The sequence below is a fragment of the Sediminicoccus sp. KRV36 genome (assembly GCF_023243115.1).
Taxonomy (GTDB): domain Bacteria; phylum Pseudomonadota; class Alphaproteobacteria; order Acetobacterales; family Acetobacteraceae; genus Roseococcus.
In genome coordinates, this window is record NZ_CP085081.1 from 2259770 (window position 1) to 2278644 (window position 18875).

Annotated in this window: 21 protein-coding genes; 6 read left to right on the forward strand and 15 right to left on the reverse strand. The window is 70.7% G+C overall.

The annotated features are described in order from the left end of the window. Positions 1–9: 9 nt before the first annotated feature. The 5 genes from LHU95_RS10425 to LHU95_RS10445 all read right to left on the reverse strand — a co-directional run bounded on the left by LHU95_RS10425 (position 10) and on the right by LHU95_RS10445 (position 4092). Positions 10–456: a hypothetical protein gene (locus LHU95_RS10425; protein ID WP_248711295.1), complete on the reverse strand. Its 447-nt coding sequence runs from the start codon at positions 454–456 to the stop codon at positions 10–12. Then, positions 456–1031, reverse strand: coding sequence for an aminoacyl-tRNA hydrolase (gene pth / locus LHU95_RS10430; protein ID WP_248711296.1), 576 nt, complete (start codon positions 1029–1031; stop codon positions 456–458). Before pth ends, LHU95_RS10425 begins: the two co-directional genes overlap by 1 nt. Before the next feature lie 6 nt (positions 1032–1037). Continuing rightward, entirely contained in the window at positions 1038–1727 is a 690-nt protein-coding gene (locus tag LHU95_RS10435) for a 50S ribosomal protein L25/general stress protein Ctc (RefSeq protein WP_248711297.1), read from the reverse strand. Positions 1728–2026: 299 nt separating this feature from the next. Next, positions 2027–2920, reverse strand: coding sequence for a hydroxymethylglutaryl-CoA lyase (locus LHU95_RS10440; protein WP_248711298.1), 894 nt, complete (start codon positions 2918–2920; stop codon positions 2027–2029). Continuing rightward, entirely contained in the window at positions 2917–4092 is a 1176-nt protein-coding gene (locus LHU95_RS10445; protein ID WP_248711299.1) for a CoA transferase, read from the reverse strand. Before LHU95_RS10445 ends, LHU95_RS10440 begins: the two co-directional genes overlap by 4 nt. Before the next feature lie 193 nt (positions 4093–4285). Between LHU95_RS10445 and LHU95_RS10450 the strand changes: the two genes are divergently transcribed. The 5 genes from LHU95_RS10450 to LHU95_RS10470 all read left to right on the forward strand — a co-directional run bounded on the left by LHU95_RS10450 (position 4286) and on the right by LHU95_RS10470 (position 7907). Continuing rightward, on the forward strand, positions 4286–4462 hold the full coding sequence (locus LHU95_RS10450) for a hypothetical protein (protein WP_248711300.1): 177 nt from the start codon (positions 4286–4288) through the stop codon (positions 4460–4462). Then, positions 4459–5823 carry an amidase gene (locus LHU95_RS10455; RefSeq protein ID WP_248711301.1) on the forward strand — a complete coding sequence of 455 codons (1365 nt, stop codon included), beginning with the start codon at positions 4459–4461 and terminating at the stop codon, positions 5821–5823. The genes LHU95_RS10450 and LHU95_RS10455 overlap by 4 nt, the downstream gene beginning before the upstream one ends. Positions 5824–5827: 4 nt before the next feature. Continuing rightward, positions 5828–6451: a nucleoside phosphorylase gene (locus tag LHU95_RS10460; RefSeq protein ID WP_248711302.1), complete on the forward strand. Its 624-nt coding sequence runs from the start codon at positions 5828–5830 to the stop codon at positions 6449–6451. 56 nt (positions 6452–6507) lie between these two features. After that, positions 6508–7473 (forward strand): tripartite tricarboxylate transporter substrate binding protein, encoded by a 966-nt coding sequence (locus LHU95_RS10465; RefSeq protein ID WP_248711303.1) that lies wholly within the window; start codon positions 6508–6510, stop codon positions 7471–7473. Between the two features lie 89 nt (positions 7474–7562). Next, positions 7563–7907: a hypothetical protein gene (locus LHU95_RS10470; protein ID WP_248711304.1), complete on the forward strand. Its 345-nt coding sequence runs from the start codon at positions 7563–7565 to the stop codon at positions 7905–7907. A gap of 17 nt (positions 7908–7924) precedes the next feature. Here LHU95_RS10470 and LHU95_RS10475 read toward each other — a convergent pair whose 3' ends face one another. From LHU95_RS10475 to LHU95_RS10520, 10 genes are read right to left on the reverse strand one after another with little or no spacing between them, the layout of a single operon-like run. Beyond that, positions 7925–8794: a hypothetical protein gene (locus tag LHU95_RS10475; RefSeq protein ID WP_248711305.1), complete on the reverse strand. Its 870-nt coding sequence runs from the start codon at positions 8792–8794 to the stop codon at positions 7925–7927. Further along, positions 8791–9852: an MlaD family protein gene (locus tag LHU95_RS10480; protein WP_248711306.1), complete on the reverse strand. Its 1062-nt coding sequence runs from the start codon at positions 9850–9852 to the stop codon at positions 8791–8793. Before LHU95_RS10480 ends, LHU95_RS10475 begins: the two co-directional genes overlap by 4 nt. Then, positions 9849–10532 carry an ATP-binding cassette domain-containing protein gene (locus tag LHU95_RS10485; protein ID WP_248711307.1) on the reverse strand — a complete coding sequence of 228 codons (684 nt, stop codon included), beginning with the start codon at positions 10530–10532 and terminating at the stop codon, positions 9849–9851. The genes LHU95_RS10480 and LHU95_RS10485 overlap by 4 nt, the downstream gene beginning before the upstream one ends. Continuing rightward, positions 10529–11302: an ABC transporter permease gene (locus tag LHU95_RS10490; protein WP_248711308.1), complete on the reverse strand. Its 774-nt coding sequence runs from the start codon at positions 11300–11302 to the stop codon at positions 10529–10531. The genes LHU95_RS10485 and LHU95_RS10490 overlap by 4 nt, the downstream gene beginning before the upstream one ends. After that, positions 11302–13611 carry a cache domain-containing protein gene (locus LHU95_RS10495; RefSeq protein WP_248711309.1) on the reverse strand — a complete coding sequence of 770 codons (2310 nt, stop codon included), beginning with the start codon at positions 13609–13611 and terminating at the stop codon, positions 11302–11304. The genes LHU95_RS10490 and LHU95_RS10495 overlap by 1 nt, the downstream gene beginning before the upstream one ends. Continuing rightward, positions 13608–13937, reverse strand: a complete 330-nt coding sequence (locus tag LHU95_RS10500) for a DUF6285 domain-containing protein (protein WP_248711310.1) — start codon at positions 13935–13937, stop codon at positions 13608–13610. The genes LHU95_RS10495 and LHU95_RS10500 overlap by 4 nt, the downstream gene beginning before the upstream one ends. Then, complete coding sequence (locus tag LHU95_RS10505) at positions 13921–14895, reverse strand: phosphotransferase family protein (protein ID WP_248711311.1); 975 nt, start codon at positions 14893–14895, stop codon at positions 13921–13923. Before LHU95_RS10505 ends, LHU95_RS10500 begins: the two co-directional genes overlap by 17 nt. Next, positions 14892–16091, reverse strand: a complete 1200-nt coding sequence (locus LHU95_RS10510; RefSeq protein WP_248711312.1) for an acyl-CoA dehydrogenase family protein — start codon at positions 16089–16091, stop codon at positions 14892–14894. The genes LHU95_RS10505 and LHU95_RS10510 overlap by 4 nt, the downstream gene beginning before the upstream one ends. Before the next feature lie 25 nt (positions 16092–16116). Further along, the gene (locus LHU95_RS10515; protein ID WP_248711313.1) at positions 16117–16854 is read right to left on the reverse strand and encodes an SDR family oxidoreductase; all 738 of its coding nucleotides are present in this window, start codon (positions 16852–16854) and stop codon (positions 16117–16119) included. 55 nt (positions 16855–16909) lie between these two features. Beyond that, a complete protein-coding gene (locus tag LHU95_RS10520) occupies positions 16910–17872 on the reverse strand; it encodes a tripartite tricarboxylate transporter substrate-binding protein (protein WP_248711314.1) in 963 nt (320 codons plus the stop codon). 79 nt (positions 17873–17951) lie between these two features. On the opposite strand from LHU95_RS10520, the gene LHU95_RS10525 reads away from it, so the two are divergent. Further along, positions 17952–18866 carry an ABC transporter substrate-binding protein gene (locus LHU95_RS10525; RefSeq protein ID WP_248711315.1) on the forward strand — a complete coding sequence of 305 codons (915 nt, stop codon included), beginning with the start codon at positions 17952–17954 and terminating at the stop codon, positions 18864–18866. Positions 18867–18875 lie beyond the last annotated feature (9 nt).

Consider the following 18875-nt stretch of genomic DNA (forward strand, 5'->3'; position numbering starts at 1 on the left):
CGAAGCTGGTTAGGAGGCGAGGCGGTGGGCCAGTTCCTGCACGCGGATCGAGGCCGCGATGCGGGCGGAGGCATCATCCGTCGGCAGGGATAGGGCGGCGGCGCGCAGCATGGGGACCAGTACGCCAGGCGCCAGGCCCGCGCGCTTGGTGGCATTGCCGAGGGCCGTGGCGATGGTATCGGCCGTGCCGCCGGGCGCCAGCAGATCGGCTGCTTCCAGCAGCAGGGCGGCGCGGCTGGCGGCTTCCGCGGCGGCGAAAGCGACGGCCTTGGCGCGGCGGATATCGCTGATCGGGCCCGGATCCCCGCCGGCGGGCAGGCAGGCGCGCAGGCCGGCAGCCGCCTGCGCCTCGGTGGCCGCGAATTGGCGCAGCGCCTGGGCGATGGCGGCGGCGGCGTTCAGCAAATCCTCGGGGCCGGGGCCGCCGTAGAAATCTTCCGTGCCCATGGTTTCCATCAGCGAACCTCCTGCGTCAGCAGTGCGACGCGCGTCATGAATTCGGCGTCCTTGCCTTCGGCGAGCAAAGGGGCCGCATCGGCCAGGGCATCGAGCAGGGGGGGAACCCAAAGCTCATCCTTGGCGAAGTTGCCCAGCACATGGCCGCTGACGCGGTCCTTGTGGCCGGGATGGCCGATGCCCAGCCGCACCCGGCCGAACTCCGCGGTGCCAAGCGCGCGCTGCATGTCGCGCAGGCCATTATGCCCGGCCGTGCCGCCGCCCTGCTTCACGCGGAGCTTGCCGGGGGCGAGGTCCAGCTCGTCATGCCAGGCGGTGATGTCACCCGGCGCGATCTTGTGGAAGGCGCTGGCGGGCTTCACCGCCTCACCGCTGAGATTCATGTAGGTTTGCGGTTTCAGCAGGAGGATCTTGCGGCCGGCCAATTGGCCCTCGGCCAGCTCCGCCTTGAATTTGGACCGCCACGGGCTGAACCCGTGGCGGCGTTGAATGGCGTCAAGCGCCATGAAGCCGATATTGTGGCGCTGCTTCGCGTGTTCCGGGCCAGGATTGCCCAGGCCCACCCAAAGCAGCATGGCTTCTTACTTCTTTTTGGCGGGCGCCTTGGCCGGGCCGCCCGAGGGGGCAGCGGCCTTGCCGGGGGGCAGCTTCTGCTTGGTCGCCTGGACCTCGGCGGGGGCTGCGGCCACGATATCCTCGACCACGGTCGGGGCGGCGACGGTCGCCACCACGAAATCGCGGCCGGTGATGACGGGCTTGGCGCCGGCCATGTCCTTCACGGCGGACCAGCGCAGGCTGTCACCGATCTTGGCTTCGGCCAGGTCGATCTCGAAGCGCTCGGGCACCGAATCCACATCGGCCAGCACTTCGATTTCGCGGCGAACGACGTTGAGCACGCCGCCGGTCTTGATGCCGGGGCAGGTATCCTCGTTCAGGAAGGCCACGGCCACCTTCACGCGGATGCGGGCACCGGGCGCCAGACGCTGGAAATCAATGTGCAGCGGGCGGTCCGTCACGGGGTCGAACTGAATGTCGCGCATCAGCGCGCGTTCCGTCGGGCCATCCTTGACCGCCACTTCGTACAAATGCGACTGCCAGCCGCCCTTGTGCATTTCCTTCATGATGTCGCGGGGATCGAAAGCGACCAGCGTCGCCTCCTGCTTCGCCCCATAGACAACACCGGGGACAAGCCCCTCTCGCCGGGTCGCGCGCGCCGCCCCCTTACCGGCACGCCCGCGCGCCGCGGCTTCGATCCTGATGGTTTGGACCATGCCAACTGCTCCTTAACGGGTGTGATTCTACGGCACACGATGGGCGTGCGCCGAGAGGCGGCCTCCAGGGGTGCCACCGTGCGGGGGTGTCTAGGGGATCGGGGCGGGAATGGGAAGGGGTGGGCGCGCTATCCCACCAGGGCGCGGAACTCGGTTGATTCGTGGCGGTTCGCGTTGGTGATGGCCGTCATCAGGCAGGCCAAGTGATAGCCCTCGGGCTGCAATGGTCCGCAAGCATGGCAACCCAAGCTCCAGCAAGCGAGCAACCAGATGGGTGCTTCCGGGAGAGCAAAGTCGCCTCAGGCCGCCTTTCGCGCCCCCGGGACGCCGCGCACCCGCCCGCCCGGCATGGCGCCCGGAATCCCCGCCGCCAGATCCGCCGCCGCCAGCAGGCGCTGCCAGTCCACCCCGGTCTGCACCCCCATGCGCGTGAACATCCACACGGCGTCTTCCATCGCCGTATTCCCCGTGGCCCCGGGCGCGTAGGGGCAGCCGCCAATCCCGCCCGAGCCAGCGTCGAACACGCGGCACCCGGCCTCCCAGGCGGCCGCCATATTGGCCAGGCCCATGCCGTAGGTGTCATGCCCGTGATAGGCGAAGCGGTCGCCGAAGCTCGCGATGGCCTGGCGCATCATCCGCCCCACCTGGTTGGGGGCGGCATTGCCCGTGGTGTCACACAGGGAGATTTCCATCTCTGTGTTCAGCGCCGCCACCCGTTCCACCCAGGACAGCGCCTCGGCCTCATCCACCACGCCCTCGAAGGGGCAATGGAAGGTGCAGGAGAGGTTGAAGCGGATTTTCACGCCGCGCGGCGCATCGCGCACGATGGCCGAAAGATCATCGAAACTCGCCTGGCGGGAGCGATTGAGGTTCGCCTGATTGTGGCCCTCCGTCAGGGACATGAACAAGCCCAGCCGATCGGCACCGGCTGCCACCGCCGCATCGAAGCCACGCCGGTTGGGCACCAGCACGGTGCATTCCAGCCCATCCAGCTGCTTGGCCACCTGCAGCACATCCGCCGTATCGGCCATTTGCGGGATGGCGCGCGGGCTGACGAAGCTGCCCACCTCCATGCGCGTAATGCCGGCCGCATGCAGCGCGCGCACCAGGGCGATCTTCGTCTCGGTCGGCACGAAAGCGGCGATGGGCTGCAAGCCGTCGCGCGGGGAAACCTCGGAAAGGGTGACGTTCATCGGGCTTCTCCCAGCAAGTCATGGAACACATGGTCATTATCGGCCCCGGCCGCGCGCCCCGTCCAGCGCACCATCTCAGCCGGGGTGACGCCATCGAGGCGGAAGGGGGGCGCCGGGTGCAGCACCTCGCCCAGCAGGGGGTCCTGGACGGGCAGAACCGTGCCGCGCGCGCGGAAATGCGGATCGGCCGCGCAATCGGCGATATCATAGAGGCGCGAGCACGGGACTTCGGCCTGCTCCAGCAACGCCTCGGCCTCACGCGCCGGCAGGGTGCGCGTCCAGGCGGCGATGGCGGCATCCAGCTCGGCCGCGTATTCGCAGCGGCCGCCATTGGTCGCCATGCGCGGGTCGGCCGAGAGGTCCTCGCGCCCGATCAGCGCCATCAGGCGGCGGAAGATCAGGTCGGAGTTGCCGGCCACGCAGAGCCATTTGCCATCGGCGCAAGGGTAGGTGTTGGTGGGGGCCGCGGTCGGGATGGCCGCACCTGCTGGCTGGCGGATGGCGCCGGTCAGCCCGTATTCCGGCAGCATGCCCTCCATCAGCGAAAACACGCTGCTGACCAGGTCCAGATCAATCACGCGGCCGGCGGGCTGAGTGCTGCCCACGCGGTCCCGCCCCCAGCAGGCGGAAACCAGCGTCAGCGCGGCATACATCCCCGCCAGGTCATCGCTGATGGAGACCCCGCAGCGCGGCGGCGGGTAATCGCTCTGGCCGGGATTGGCGGTGAGGTGGCGCAAGCCGCCCATCGCCTCGCCAATCGCGCCGAAGGCGGGCTTGTCGCGATAAGGGCCGTCCTGGCCGTAGCCGCTGATGCGCGCGATGACCAGGCGCGGATTATCGCCGTGCAGCACGGCGGGGCCGAGGCCGATGCGCTCCAGGTAGCCGGGCCGAAAATTCTCCACCATGCCATCGGCGCGCGCGCATAGGGCGCGCACGCGGCGCTGTCCCTCGGGGCTTTTCAGATCGAGTGTCACGGAGAGCTTGTTGCGGCCATGCACGCTGAACCACACCGAATGCCCGTCCTTCTTGGAGCCCCAGCCACGGAACGGGTCGCCCTCGGGCGGCTCCACCTTGATCACCTCCGCGCCGAGATCGGCCAGCAGGCGGGTGCAGAAGGGGGCGGCGATGTAGTGCCCCAGCTCGACGATCTTCAGGCCTTGCAAGGGCAGCATGCGTTTTCCCCGATTATGCGACGCCCCGGGTGTAGCGCGGCGCGGGGCCGGGGCGAAATCCCGGCTTGAGCATCCTCATCGCCCCCCCCCGGCACAGCCTGCCACGGCACTCGCCGCATTTATTCCGGCCACCGCTTCCGGGGCGCGGGCAGTTGGGTCACTCTGCCGCGCATCACCCCGGAGAGACCCCAGCATGGATGACGCCACCATCGCCCTCGCCAAGGCCGCCGGCCTCGAAGCCACGGCCGCGCGCTTCCCCGATGATGTGCGTGAGGCGCTGGCGACGCTGGCGAAGCACAAGGCGGCACTGCCCCGCACCAGCGATCCGCGGCTGGAGCCCACGTCCTCCCACACGGCGCCGCGCGCATGACCGCCCCGCATGAACTGACGCTGGCCGAAGCCGCCGGCCTGATCGCGGCGAAGCATCTCTCGCCCGTGGAACTGTTGGCCGATTGCGCGGCGCGCATCGCGGCGGTCGAACCCCGGCTCAACGCCTTCATCCGCCTGACGCTGCCCGAGGCCGAAGCCGCCGCGCGGGATGCGGAGGCCGAGATCACGCGCAATGGCCCGCGCTCGCCGCTGCATGGCATTCCCATCGGCCTGAAGGATATCATTGACCTCGCCGGCCACCCGACCACCTGCCATTCGCGCCTGCGGCTGGATCACTTGGCGGATCAGGATGCCGCCGTGGTGACGCTGCTGCGCGCGGCGGGGGCGGTGTTTCCGGGCAAGCTCGCCACCCATGAATTTGCGATTGGCGGGCCTGCCTTCGACCTGCCGTTTCCGCCGGCGCGCAACCCCTGGAACACGGCGCATCATCCGGGCGGGTCCTCCTCCGGCTCGGGGGCGGCGGTGGCGGCGCGGATGCTGCCGGCGGCCCTGGGCACCGATACCGGCGGCAGCGTGCGGCACCCCGCCTCGCATTGCGGGATTGTCGGGCTGAAGCCCACCTATGGCCTGGTCCCGCGCGAGGGCGTGTTTCCGCTCGCCTTCTCGCTCGATCATGTCGGGCCGATGACGCGCACGGTGCGCGATGCGGCGCTGATGCTGAATGTGATGTCGGCCGGCCGCGAGGATTACACGCGCAGTCTGGGCCTCGGCTTGCGCGGCCTGCGCATCGGCTTCGTCCGCCACTTCCACGAAACCGACATGCCCGCCTCGCCCGAGATGGCCGCGGCCCTGGAGGAGGCGGCCCGGCTGCTCGCGGCGGAGGGGGCGGTGGTCAGCAATGTCACGCTGCCCAACCTCGCGGAATTCGCCGCCGTGAACCGCACCGTGCTCTATGCCGAAAGCTCCGTCGTGCATCAGGAATGGCTGACCACGCGCGCCGATGAATACGCCAATGTCACCCGCCGCCGCCTGCTGCCCGGGCTGTTCCTGCCGGCGGTGGACTACATGCACGCCTCACGCCGCCGCACCCAGCTCATCGCCGCGATCGAGGCCGCCTTCGCGGACGTCGATGTGCTGCTGACCGCCAGCAGCATGGACCCCGCCTGCCGCATTGACGACACGGAAGCGGTGGAGCGCACCTATCCCCGCCAGGCGCGCACGCCCTTCAACGTGAGCGGCCATCCGGCGATCACGCTGATGTCCGGCCTCTCCTCCGGTGGGCTGCCGCTCTCGCTGCAATTCGTCACCCCCTCCTTCACCGAGGCGCTGCTGTTCAGGGTGGCGCATGGCTTTGAGCGCGCCGCCCCCTGGAAGGATCGCGCGCCGCCGCTCGATGCTTGAGGCGATGTTTCCACCCGGCTGCGTCGTTGCCGTCGGGTTGCGGAGTGAGGCGGCGCTGCTGCCGCCGGGCCTGTGCGTGGTGGTATCCGGCGGTGATCCCGCGCGGCTTGCGGCGCTCTGGCCGGCTGACGCGACGGCCGTGCTCTCCTTCGGCATCGCCGGCGGCCTGGCGCCCGGGATGCAGGCGGGCGCGCTGCTGCTGGCCTCCGCCATCTGGGAGGAGGGGGAGGTGCTGGCGGTGGATGTGCCCTGGCAGGCGGCGCTGGCCGGGCGGATTCCGGCGCGGCTCGGCCTGCTGGCGGCCAGCGGGAGCCTGCTGGCCGATGCCGCCGCCAAGGCCGCGCTGCATGGCCGTTCCGGCGCGCTGGCGGTGGATATGGAAAGCGGCGCCGCCGCACGTTTTGCGGCCGCGCGCGGCATTCCCTTCGCCGCCTTGCGGGCCGTGGCGGATGGGCCGGACCAGGCCCTGCCGCGCGCGGCGGCGGTCGGGCTGAACCCGGATGGCTCGCCCGCGCCGCTGCGCGTGCTGGGCGCATTGTTGCGGCACCCTTTGGAGTTGCCGGGCCTGCTGCGCCTGGCGCGGGACAGCGCGCGGGCGCATGCGGCGCTGCGCCAGGCCCTGGCCTGAGGGCGCTTGCCTGAGCGCCTTCGCATCGCTAACTGCGGCGCAAACGGAGGAACATCATGCTGCTGCGCCGCTCCCTGCTCACCGCCGCCGCCATCGGCTCGGCAATTCCCGCCTTGGCCCAGGAATGGCCCAGCGCGCCGGTCCGGGCCGTCGTGCCTTTCGCGGCCGGCAGCGCCACGGACATCGTGGCGCGCCTCTTTGCCGACCGCATGCGTGAAACGCTGGGCCAGCCCGTGGTGGTCGAGAACCGCGCCGGCGCCTCGGGGCTGATCGGCGCCGAATTCGTGGCGCGCGCGGCACCGGACGGCAATACTTTGCTGTTCGGCACCAATTCGACCAATGCGGCGGCGAATGCGCTGTTCCGCCGCGTGCCCTTCGACATGGAGCGCGATTTCGTTCCCGCCTCGATGCTCGCTTCGGTGCCGCTGCTGGTGGCGGTGCCCGCCAACAGCCCGCACCGCACGCTGACCGACCTGCTGGCCGCCGCCCGCGCGCGGCCGGAGGGGGTCTCCTTCGCCTCCGCCTCCTCCTCGCAGCGTGTCGCGGCCGAAATGCTGGCCTCGATGGCGGGTGTGCGGATGCTGCATGTGCCTTACCGTGCCTCGCCCGCCGCCGTGCAGGATCTGATCGCGGGCCGGGTGGATCTTTTCATCGCCGACCAGGCGGTGATCCTGCCGCCGAGCCAGTCGGGGCAGCTGCGTGTGCTGGGCGTCACCACCCGCGCCCGCTCGCCGCAATTGCCCGATGTGCCGACCGTGGCGGAGGCCGGCAACCTGCCGAACTACGAGCTTTTCGCGTGGTTCGTGCTCGCGGCACCCGCCGGCACGCCGCCGGCCCATCTCGCGCGGCTCAACGCCGCCGTGCGGCAGGCCAGCGCCAACCCCGAATTGCGCCAGCGGCTGGAGCAGGTGCTCGGCATGACCGTGACGCCCTCCACGCAGGAGGAGGCGGTGGCCTTCATGCGCAGCGAGACGGTGAAATGGACCAACGCGATCCGCGCGGCGGGCATCGAGCCGGAGTGAGGCACCCGATTTCGCCCACCAAGGGCTGGCCACCCGGGCGCTGATGCCCTCAACTGCGCGGTGCAGCTGCCGATCCGGAGGGCAAGAACATGCTTCCTGTCACGCAATTCCCGCGGCTTGGCCCGTGGCTGGTCCTGGGGGGCCTGATCTTCGTGCAGGCGGCGGCGGCGCAAACGCCCCTGCGCGAGCGCGAACCGAACCCGGCGGCGACGGGCGCGCAGGAACGCGCGGCCGGCATCGCCCCCACACCAGGGGCCGCTCGCCGCGAGGCGCAGGCCGAGGACCAGATCTATCGGCAGCTCCTGGGCCAGAACCCCAACGCGCCCAGTGCCGCGACCCCGCCACCGCCGATGAACACGCCAGGCCAGGATGCGCGGGCCACGGATCAAATTCTCCGCGAGCTGACGGCACCCAGCCCGGGTGCCACACGCTGAACGGGGTCAAGCGCGCTTCAGCCGGGGGGCAGCGCCGCCAGCTCCCGCCCGATGGCCGCGCGCATCGCTGAATCCGCGGCCACATTGCGGGCACGCGTGAGAAGGCGGCGCGCCGCCGCCTGGTCGCCGCGGGCGCTCGCACCCTGCGCCGCGCGCCAGGCGAAATCCGCCTCCCGATCGGGCTCGCCGGCCAGCCGCGCCGCATCGGCGGCGACCTCCAGCGCGCGGCCCAGCCCCCGGTAATCCAGTGCATCGCGCCGCAGCGTGGCGGCTTCCTCGGCGCGGGAGATCGCCAGCGCGGCATCGCGTCCCAGGAGGGCGATGCGCGCGTCAAGCTCGGCCGCATCGGCGCGGAAGTTGAAGGCTTGCGGCGTGCCCTGGCGTGCGCGCGCGGCACGCAGCGCCGGCCCGTCCTGGCGGGCATCGGCGATCAGCCCCTCGACGAAGGCGGCGCGCAAGGCTGCATCGTGATCGGCGGATTCGCGCAGCGTGATGAGCAGCGGCAGCGCGCCATCCGGATCACCCAGCCGGTAGCGCGCCGTGGCCTCTGCCAGGGTGAGGGGGGCGGGCGGGGCCACGCCGCGTCGGCGCAAATCCAGCAGCACGGCCGCGGCCTGGTCCCGTGCCGCCAGCGCATTGCCCTGGCCCAGCAGGGCGGCCGCGCGTCCCGTCGCGGCATCGGCGATATCGGCGGGCGCATCGCGCTCACGCGCGCGTCGCAGCGCATCGCCATATTGCCGGACGGCCTCCTCGAAGCGCCCGGCATCCAGCGCGAGCCGCCCCGCGCGCAACGTGCGGGAGAGCGCCTCGTCCGGTTGCGGCGCGGGCGTTGTGGGTGCGCGCGCGCCGCACGCCGCCAGCAGCAGGATGAGCAGCAGCGCCCTCATGGCCGGATGCGCTCGGCCGGCACGCGGTCCCGCTCCGGCAGCGGGCCACCGCCGCCCAGCAGCCAGAGTGCGCGCAGCTGCGCGATCATCGCCTCCAGCTCGCGCGTGGTGGCCTGCGCCTGGAGCAGCAGCGCCGGCAGGTTGGCCACGCTCTCCTCCACGCCACGCGCGATATTGGAGACGCGCGGCGAGGCCCGCGCCAGGTCCCGCGTGACCCTTTGCAGATCGGTCATGGCGGCATCCGCGCGGCGCAGCAGCACGGGGATGCCTTGCGGGCCGGAGAGCGAGCCCGTGATGCGCGCGCCATCCGCCGCCACCGTCTCCACGCTGGCGACGATGCGGCGGAAGGCTTCCATCACCGCCCGTGCCTCAGTCACCACCGCCTCCAATTGCCCGCCCATCGTGTCATCGCTGAGCAGGCGGCCGATCAACCCCTCGCCGCGCTCGATGCGTCCGGTGGCCAGCGCCAGGCTATGCGCGGCCCGGCCGAGATCCTCCATGATGGGGAGGATGCGGCCGCGCACATCGTCAATGATGGCGCCCACGGTTTCCGTGGGCGCGCGCTCGGAATTCGCCTCGATCACGGCGTAGTTCCAGTCGAGCGGCGCGCCGGTGCCGCGCGCCACATCGAGGAAGGCCGCCCCCGCCACGCCGAAGCGCTTGCGGATGGTTGCCACCGAATCGCGGCGGATGAAGGGCTTGGCCTGCTCATCCAGCTGCACCTCGGCATAGAGGCGGGAGGCGGGGTTGATGACGATGCGCCGGACAGTGCCGGCCCGCGTGCCCAGCACCTCCAGCTCGGCCCCCACGGCGAGGCCGCTGATCCCCTCATCCGGCAGCAGGACGCGCAGCCGGGCCGAGGGCTGCAGCCATTCGCGCAGCACGCCGGCCTGCAGCACGGCGCCGAGGAACAGCACCAGCGCGATCAGCACAATGAGGCCGACCCATTCATCGCCGGCGAGGCGGCTGCGCCAGGAGATGCGGCCCCCAAGCGCGCGCTCCACGGGCGGCAATGCCTCCGCTGGCGGGGGCAGGGGGGATGGCGGCCGGTCGCTCATGCCGCCACCCGGCGGATGGCATCAAGCCCGCCCGCCCCCAGCCGGTGGCGTTGCGTCGCCGGGATGGCCCGATCCGTCCAGACCGAGAGGCTGGTGGTCAGCCAGAGGCAGGCGGCGGGCTGGGCGGTGGCCAGCGCCTCCAGCAGCGGCAGGCGGAGTTCCGGCACGGTATTGCCTTGCAAGGGACTCTCCAGGATGAGCAGGCCGGGGCGGTTCAAGAAGGCGCGGGCGCAGGCGGCGCGGGCCAGCTCGGGCTGGCTGAGCTGGCCCGGGCGTTCGAGGGGCAGGCCGGGCAGGCCAAAGCGGCGGCAGAGTTCGGCCGCACGCTCCCGCAGCGCCGCGGCCGAGCCCAGCCGATGCTGCAACCCGGCCAGGATCACGCTTTCCGCGACACTCAGATGCGGCGCCCAGCCGCCCTGCAGGCTGACCAGGCCGATGCGGCCGCGCAAGCTGCGCGCCGCATCGGGCGTCAGTTCGGCCCAATCCAGGCCGAGGGCGCTGACCACCCCGGCGCTGGGCGGGATCAGCCCCAGGCACAGCTCCGTGAAGCCGGTCAGCATCGCCGGGTCATCGGCCTGGATCAGCGCCAATTCCCCGGGCAGCACCCGCAGGGCATAGCGCCCGCCCCGCGCATCGCGCAGGCCGTCCAGCTCCAGCGCCGGGATCTCGCTCGCGTTCATGCGGCCAGGCTCATCAGCACCGAGGCGATCAGGATGGAGAGCACGGCGCGCACGAAGCACACCGGCAGCAATTCCGCCGTGCTGGCGCCGGCGGGGGCGGTGAGGGCGGTATGCGCCGCCACCACGCCCACCAGCCCGCCCGCCACCAGCAGCTTGATGGGGAAGATCACCGTATCGGCCGGCTGCATGGCCCGCAGCACGCCATCCAGCGAATCCAGCAGGGCCACCGACTGGTCCCCCAATGCCAGCGCCAGCGCGCCACCCGAGATCAATGCCACGGCGACGAAGAACACGCCCAGCGTGAAGGCGGCCAGCGCGAAGGCGAGCGATGCCGGCGCACCATAAAGCCGCAGCAGATCCACCCCCTGCAAGGTCAGGACGCGCGCGGCACCGCTGCCGCGCAGCGCGCCAAGCTCGGCCACCATGACCATGCCGGAGCGGCCGAGAATCAGCAGTGCCACCAGCACCGGTGCCAGTTCGCGCACCAGCACCGTGACCAGCACATTGGCCAGCAGCCCGCGTTGACCGACCACGCCGGACCAGCTGATGCCCTGGAACACCAGCCCCGCCCCGATCAGCAGCCCCAGCACCAGCGCCGCGAGCACACCCCCCAGCAGGGATTGCCGCAGCCGGCGGAACAGCTCCTGCCGCTCCGGGCCGCGCCAGCCTAGGGGACGCACCGCCCAGGCCATGAATTGCGCACTCAGGCCGAGGAGTTGCAGCACCAGCTGCACACCCCGGCGGAACGGGCTGCCCAGCGCCGCGAGCATCACAATGCCGCAGCCAGGATGTAGCAATTGCGCGGGCCATGCAGCGGTACATGAAAGGCGCCGCGCGGGCGGAACAGATATTGCCCGGCCAGCGCGGCATAGACCGCCTCGGTCGCCTGGATGCCGCCCAGCGGTGCCGATTGCGCCATCTGGTCGGCAAGGCGCGCGGCATCGCCCCAGAGGTTGAGAAACCCCTCGCCCGAGCCGACGCGGCTGCCGATGGCCACGCCCATATCCAGCCCGATGCGAAAGCCGGGCTCGGCCTCGGCCTCCTCGAAGAGGGCGGCGCAGCAGCTTCGCGCGGCCAGGGCGAAGGCGGCGATGCGGCGTGCCGCCGGGCGGCCTGCCTCCTCGGGCGTCAGGCCTGCGGCCGCCACGACCTCATCGCCGAGGAGCTTGAGGTAGGGGATGCCCGCCTCCTGCGCCGCGCGCTCCAGCGCATGGGCGATGCGGCCGACCAGCGCGCCTTGCAGGGCGGCGGCGCGGCGGCCCGCCAGTGCCAGCGGATCGGTGAAGCGCACCACCATCACCGCGACCTGCGGATAGACATCGGCCGCGACCTCGGCCGAGAGGCTGGCGCTGAGGGCGGAATCGGCGAAGCCGGCACTGGCCGCGGCGGGCTCGGGCTCCAGCGCGTGCACGGCGGCCGCCCGGGCCGCGAGGCGTGCCTGGCCGCCCGCCATGCGCACCGCCAGCAGCTTCGCCAGGGCCTCCAGGAAGCCCTGGGTATCGCCCGCCGTCTCCTGCGGGTCCTCCAGCCAGACCACGCCGAAGCTGCGCGCGCCATGCCGGATCGGGATGGCATGCAGCGCCGTCGTGCCGAGCGGGTTGAGCCAGATGCGATGCAGCTCCGCCGTGCTGCGCTCGCGCGCCGCATCGGCGGCGATGATCGGCTCGCCCGAGGCGAGGCGGGCGAAGAAGGCGGGCATTTCCTCGCGCAGCAGCATCGCCTCGCTGGTGTGGCCGCCGCGTTCGGCGTCGTAGCCATCTTCCAGCGTCAGGCCGCGGCCATCGGGGGTCAGCCGCCAGATGCAGGCGCGGGTGGCCTGGGCCACGCTGGCCAGGCGCTCGGTCAGGTCGGGCGGGAGGTCCGAGGCCGGGTCGAACAACGCGGCCGAGCCGGCCAGCTCCGCGAAGGCGGCGGATTGGGAGGCGATGCTCTGCTTCTCATCCAGCAGCCGGCGCGCCGCCACATCGGCCCGCAAGCCCTGGCGCACCAAGAGCAGCGCGAGGCCCAGCGCCACCAGCACGACGGCGAGGGACATGACCAGTGCGCGGCGGTTGTTCACCGCGACGAAGCCGGTGAAATCATCCTCCGGCACGGTGATGACCAGCCGCCAGCCGGAGGTCGCTTCGGCGCCAAGCCTGCTGGAGATGATGATGTGCCGCGCGCCGTTCACATCCTCGGCCGCATGCACGTTGCCTTGCAGGCGGATCAGGTCGAAGGCGCGGGCGAGGACGGGATCGCCGATTTCATCCAGCCGGTTGGGGATCGGGCCTTCGGGGCCGGTGCGCATCGCGCGGTCGGCCTGCGGATGGGCGATGATGCGGCCCTGCGCATCCACGATCACCGCCTGGCCGTGACGGCCGATCTGCAGGCTCGCCAGGAAGTCCGACAAGGCGCGCAGCGAGACATCCAGCGCGATCACGCCGAAGGGTGCCGCCTCATCGAGCCGCCGGACGGCGGTGGCGACGGTCAGCCCCATCACGCGGTCGGTGAAGAAGAGATAGAGATCGGTCCAGGCCTCGTCCGGGTCACTGATGGCGGCGCGGAACCAGGGGCGGGTGCGCGGGTCGAATTCATGTTCGGCCTGCGGCTCCTCCCTGATCAGGCGTTCCTGCCGGTCATAGGTCTTGAGGACCAGGCTGCGCGGCCCGGGTTCGTTGCGAATGACAAAGGAGGAATAGCCCCCCTCGGCCACGCGCCGGACGGCGATGTAGTTGCCCGCCTGGTCCGCCGCCATGAACAGCGAGATATGCGACAATTGATCCAGCACGGCGCGGCCGAAATTCTCCAGCGTCTCGCGTTGCCCGCCGCGCACGGCAGGGGCGTTGAACACCTCCCGCGCGTAGCGCGCGGCGCGCTCGCCACTGGCGAAGAAGCCGCCGATTTCCTGCGCGACGCGCGCCTCCAGGCTGCCTAGCATTTCCTCGCTCAGCGCCAGCGCGCCCTGGCGATTGGCCTGGTAGCTGTGCAGCGCGATGGTCAGCACCGCGCCGATGATGAGCGCGACACCCGCCAGCGGCAGGATGATGCGCAAGGCCGCCTGGCGGCGCCGCGCGCCGGAAAGAAGGGCCGCTCCACTCATCCGAGCGCGCGCGGGGCAGTGACCGCGCAGCGCAATTCCACCATCTCCCGCAGCAGGGCGGCAGCGCCGGCATGGGCGGGCGTTCCGGGCTGATAGGCGCCGGCGCGGATGCGGGCCGCGAATTGCGCCGGGCCTTCCGCGAAATTGGCAAGGCGCTCCTGCAGGTGCCCGGGGTCCACCGTGCTGGCGCGGGCGGCGATGGCCATGGCATTGGCGATCATCCGCGCCTCATAATGCAGATGCGCGGGCAGGGCAGGCAGCAGCTTGCCCAGCAGCGCCTCGCGCGCCGTGGCCAGCAGATCCGCCGCGTCAGGCTGTTCCAGCATCGAGCGCCTCCACCTGCCGCAGGATGTCCATTTCCAGCTCGGGGATGATCTGCGCCGTCAAGGCGAGTTCCAGGCTGCGCTCCACGCCCGAGAGGTGGCGCGCCCCCTGGTCGGCGGCGATCACCGCCCAGCGGATGGTGGCGGCGAGTTCCCAGAAGGGCAGGCGTGACGCATCGGCGCCGGCGCCATAGCCATCGAGGAAGGCCGCGCGCGACCCCAAGCCACCCGCCTCCAGCCCAGAATTGCCGAAGCGCCAGCAGGGCGCACAGAACCAGCCGAGATCGGCATGCGGGTCCCCCCAGGCGGCGAATTCCCAGTCGAGCACGGCGGTCACGGCATGGCCCTCCACCATCAGATTCCCGGTGCGGAAATCATTGTGGCACAGCACGGGCGGCAGCGGTGGCGGCAGGTTGCGGGCCAGGGCGGCCAGGCCCCATTCCACCGCCGGGCGTGGCGTGCCTGCCGCATCAAGCCGCGCCTGCATGGCGGTGATGAAGCCGGCCCCCGCATCGGCCGGCGGCTCGCCCAGGAAGGCGAGGTCAGCGCGCGGGGGGCGGATGCGATGAATGCGCGCAAGCTCGGCACCCAATGCGCGCACCAGCGCATCATCCCCGCCCTGGGCGGCGGCGGCCTTGGCAAGGCGAAAGCCCGTGGCCGTGCCGGCGACCCGGCGCATCACGAAAAACGGCGCGCCGATGACGGAGGCGTCCTCGCAGCAGGAGAGCGGCTCGGGCACGGTCACACCTTCGGCATGGGCGGCGCGCAGCAGCGCGTATTCGGCCGTTCGCGGCAATGAGACGGCGAGGGTGGCGGCGTTGTCCGTCCGCAACACCCATTCCTGGCCATCGGCCAGCGTCAGCGCCCAATTCTGCTGGATGGCGCCGCCCGAGAGCAGGCTGGCGCCCGTGATCTCGACGCCGAGCCAGGCATTCAGCGCCGCGCGCCGGGCTTCGTTCATGGCCCCCAGGCGAAGAAATCGCCGCCCTCGCGCCGCAGGAAATTCGCGATGACCATGCGATGCACCTCGGAGGCGCCATCCACCAGCCGCGCCTGCCGGGCATAGCGATACATCCACTCGACGGGCGTGTCCTTCGAGTAGCCGCGGGCGCCCAGCAGCTGGATCGCGGTATCGGCGGCACGGTGCAGCGCATCAGCGGCGACGATCTTGGCGATGCTGACTTCCTTGCGGGCGAAATCCCCCTGGTCGAGCTTCCAGGCGGCGCGCATCGTCAGCAGGCGCGCGATGTCGAGCTGCATCGCGGCCTCACCCACCATCATCTGCACGCTTTCCTTGTCGGCCAGCTTCTGGCCGAAGGCGTGGCGTTCCTCGATGCGGGCCATGGCGATTTCGAGGGCACGGCGGCCCATGCCGGTCCAGCGCATGCAATGGGTGAGGCGCGCGGGGCCGAGGCGGATCTGCGTCATCTTCAGGCCATCGCCCACACCCATCAGGATGTTCTCGTCGGCGACTTCCAGGCCATCGAAGGTGATCTCGCAATGGCCGCCATGTTCCTCGGGGCCCATGATCGGGATGCGACGCTCGATCTTCCAGCCGGGCTGGTCGGCGTGGAACAGGAAGGCCGTCAGTCCCTTGCGCGGATCATCGCTGGTGCGGGCCATGACGATGAAATGCCTGCTCTCGCCGGCACCGGTGATGAACCACTTGCGGCCGTGAATCCGCCAGCGATCATTGCCCGCGCGCTCGGCATAGGTTTTCGTCATGCCGGGGTCGCTGCCGGCGCCCTCGGGCTCGGTCATGGCGAAGCTGGACTGCACCTCGCCGCGCACCACCGGCATCATCCACCATTTTTTCTGCGCGGGTGTGCCGACCTTGTTCAGCACCATCATGTTGCCGTCATCGGGGGCGGCCGAGTTGAAGCAGACGGGGCCGAAGATGGAGCGGTTCATCTCCTCGTAGCAGGCGGCCATGCCGGTGAAGGGCAGGCCCTGGCCGCCGATATCCTCGGGCAATTGCAGGCACCAGAGGCCCGCTGCCTTCACCTCGGCGCGCAGCGTCTTCAGCAGGCCAGGGGCGATGTTCTCATGCGCGTCATAGCTGGCGCGGTCGGCCTCCAGCGGGATCAGCCGGTCATTGACGAAGGCGCGAACGGCCTGGCGCTTGGCTTCGCTTCGGGCGTCGAGGGTGAAGTCCATCTGCGTGGTCTTTCAGAGAGGATTGTCAGAGGGCATTGATACTGTGGCCGCCATCCACGGTGATGACGCTGCCTGTCATATGCGCGCCGGCCCTGGATGCCAGCAGCAGCAGCGGACCATCCAGATCCTCGGGCGTGCCCAGGCGGCGCTGCGGAATGCGCTTGATCATCGCCTGCCCGCCCTCGGAGGCGAAGAATGCGGCGTTGATGTCGGAGGCGATGTAACCTGGTGCGATGGCATTCACCCGTATGTCGTGCCGCGCGAGTTCAACGGCCATCTGCCGCGTGAGTTGCAACAGCCCGGCCTTGGCGGCGGTATATCCCGCGACACCGGGGATGATGCGGCTGCCCAGCACCGATGCGATGTTGATGATGGAGCCGCCCGATTTGCGCGCCACCATGCAGCGGGCCGCCGCCTGGCCCACCAGGAAGGCGCCGCGCAGATTGATGGAGAGCACCTGGTCGAACTCGGCGGCGGTGTGATCGAGGAACGGCCTGGTCGCGGCAATGCCGGCATTATTCACCAGGATGTCGCAATCGGGTGCCGCTTCGAAGGCGGCGGCGATGCTGGCTTCATCCTGCACATCCAGGCGGATGGCCTGCGCTTCCTTGCCGAGTTCAGCCGCCAGTTGCGCGCAGGCCTCCACACGCCGGGCCGCGAGCACGACCTCGGCGCCGGCCGAATGCAACAGGCGGGCGAAATGCGCGCCAAGCAGGCCCGAAGCCCCGGTGATGAGGGCCTTGCGCCCCCGCAGCGAAAACATGTCCTGGCGCCTCCCGTGTTCTTCCCGGCGAAGATCAGCGGTGGCACCCCGATGGTCAACCCGGCGTGATGCGGGCCACGATGGGGGCCCAGCGCGCCACCTCGGCCGCGATGTGGCGCGCGGCGGCTTCCGCACTCGGATCGGCCCAGGTCTCGACATTGGCGGTGAGCAGCCGGGCCTTCACGGCGGGGTCGGCCACGGCGGCCAAGGCCGCGGCGCTGATGGCACGGCGGGCTTCCTCCGGCCCGCCCGGGCGCGTGAACAGCACCTGCCAGGCGGTCAGGTCATAGCCGGGCAGGGCGGAGGCGATGGGCGGCAATCCGGGGGCAAGGGCCGAAGCCTCGGCACTGGTCACGGCGATGGGCTTCAGCTTGCCGTCGCGGATCAGCGGCATCATCAGCGTCGGGCTGTCGATCGAGAAATTCATGCGTCCCGCCAGCAGGTCCTGCACGGCGGCGGCGGCGGTGCGGTAGGGCACGATGGTGAATTGCGTGCCGGAGAGCTGCTTGAACAACTCGCCCGCCAGGTGATTGGTGGCGCCGGGATTGGCCGAGCCGAAATTCGCTCGGTCACCTTGCGCGCGCAGCCAGGCGAGCAGCGCGGGCAGGTCATTCGCGGGCACATCGGGGTGCACCGCCAGCACGAAGGGCTGCCGGCCGATACCGGCGATGGGCACGAAATCCGTCACCGGATCATGCGGGAAATTCGGATAGACGGCGCGCATCACCGGATGGTTGTTGGTACCGATGAACATCGTGCCACCGTCATTGGCCGCGCGGTGGAAGGCGGCCGCCCCCACCGTGCTGCCGGCGCCCACGACATTCTCCGGGATGATGGGCTGGCCGATCTGCGCCTGCATGCCCTCGGCCAGGATGCGGCCCACCACATCGGTCACGCCGGCGACACCGACCGGGATGATCATGCGCAGGGGCCGGGTGAATTGCGCCCGCGCCACGATGGGTTGCACCGCGAAGGGCAGGAGGGTTGCGGTGGCAAGGAGTTGGCGGCGTTGCGGCATGGAATGGCCTCTCTTGGCGGTCGGTGTGGTGTGGCGCACGATGCAGGCTTTAGGAATGCTCGCTCTCGGGATGCAAGCCATGCGCCAGATCACCCTGCAGGAGCCCTTCCGGGCCGTCTTCTATGCGCCTTTCTATGCCGCACTCGCGCGCAATGCCTATGCGGCGCAGGGGCTGGGCGTCACCGTGCTGGCGGGAACGCAGCCTTCGCTCGCCAAGGACTCCGTTTTGAGCGGCGTGGCGCATCTCGCCTGGGGCGGGCCCATGCGCATCCTGCTCGCGCATGATGCGGATGCAGCCTCGCCACTGCGCAATTTCGGGGCGGCGATCCTGGGCGATCCCTTCTTCCTCATCGGCCGCGCGCCACGTCCGCATTTCCACCTCGCGGAGCTGGCCGGCATGACGCTCGGCACCGTGAGCGAGGTGCCGACACCCTGGTGGACCTTGCAGGATGACATCCGCCGCGCCGGGCTTGATCCCGCCAGCATCACGCGCGTGACGGACCAGCCCATGGCGGCCAATGCGGCGGCGGTGGCGGAGGGGCGCCTGGATGTGGCGCAGCTCTTTGAGCCCTTCGCCAGCCAGATGGCGCGGGACGGCACCGGCCATGTCTGGCATGCGGCCGCTTCGCGTGGGCCCACCAGCTACACGACCTTCTATTCCACCGCTGCGAATATCGCGGAATACGCGCCCGAATTTCGCGCCATGATCCGCGGCCTCGCCGCCACGCAAAGCTGGTTCATGGCGGCCCCGCCGGAGGCGATCGCCGCCACCATCGCGGGCTACTTCCCGGCGATGGAGCCCAAGCTGCTGGCCGCCTGCATCGCGCGCTACCGGGCCTTGGGCATCTGGACGGTTGATCCGCATTTCCCGGCCGAGAGCTTCAACCGGCTGGAGGCCGCCATGCTCAGCGCGGGCGCCATCCGCCGCGCGCCGGGCTATGCGAATTGCGTGGATGACGCCATCGTGACGATGGCGCTCGCCGAGAAGAAGTGAGCGGCCGCA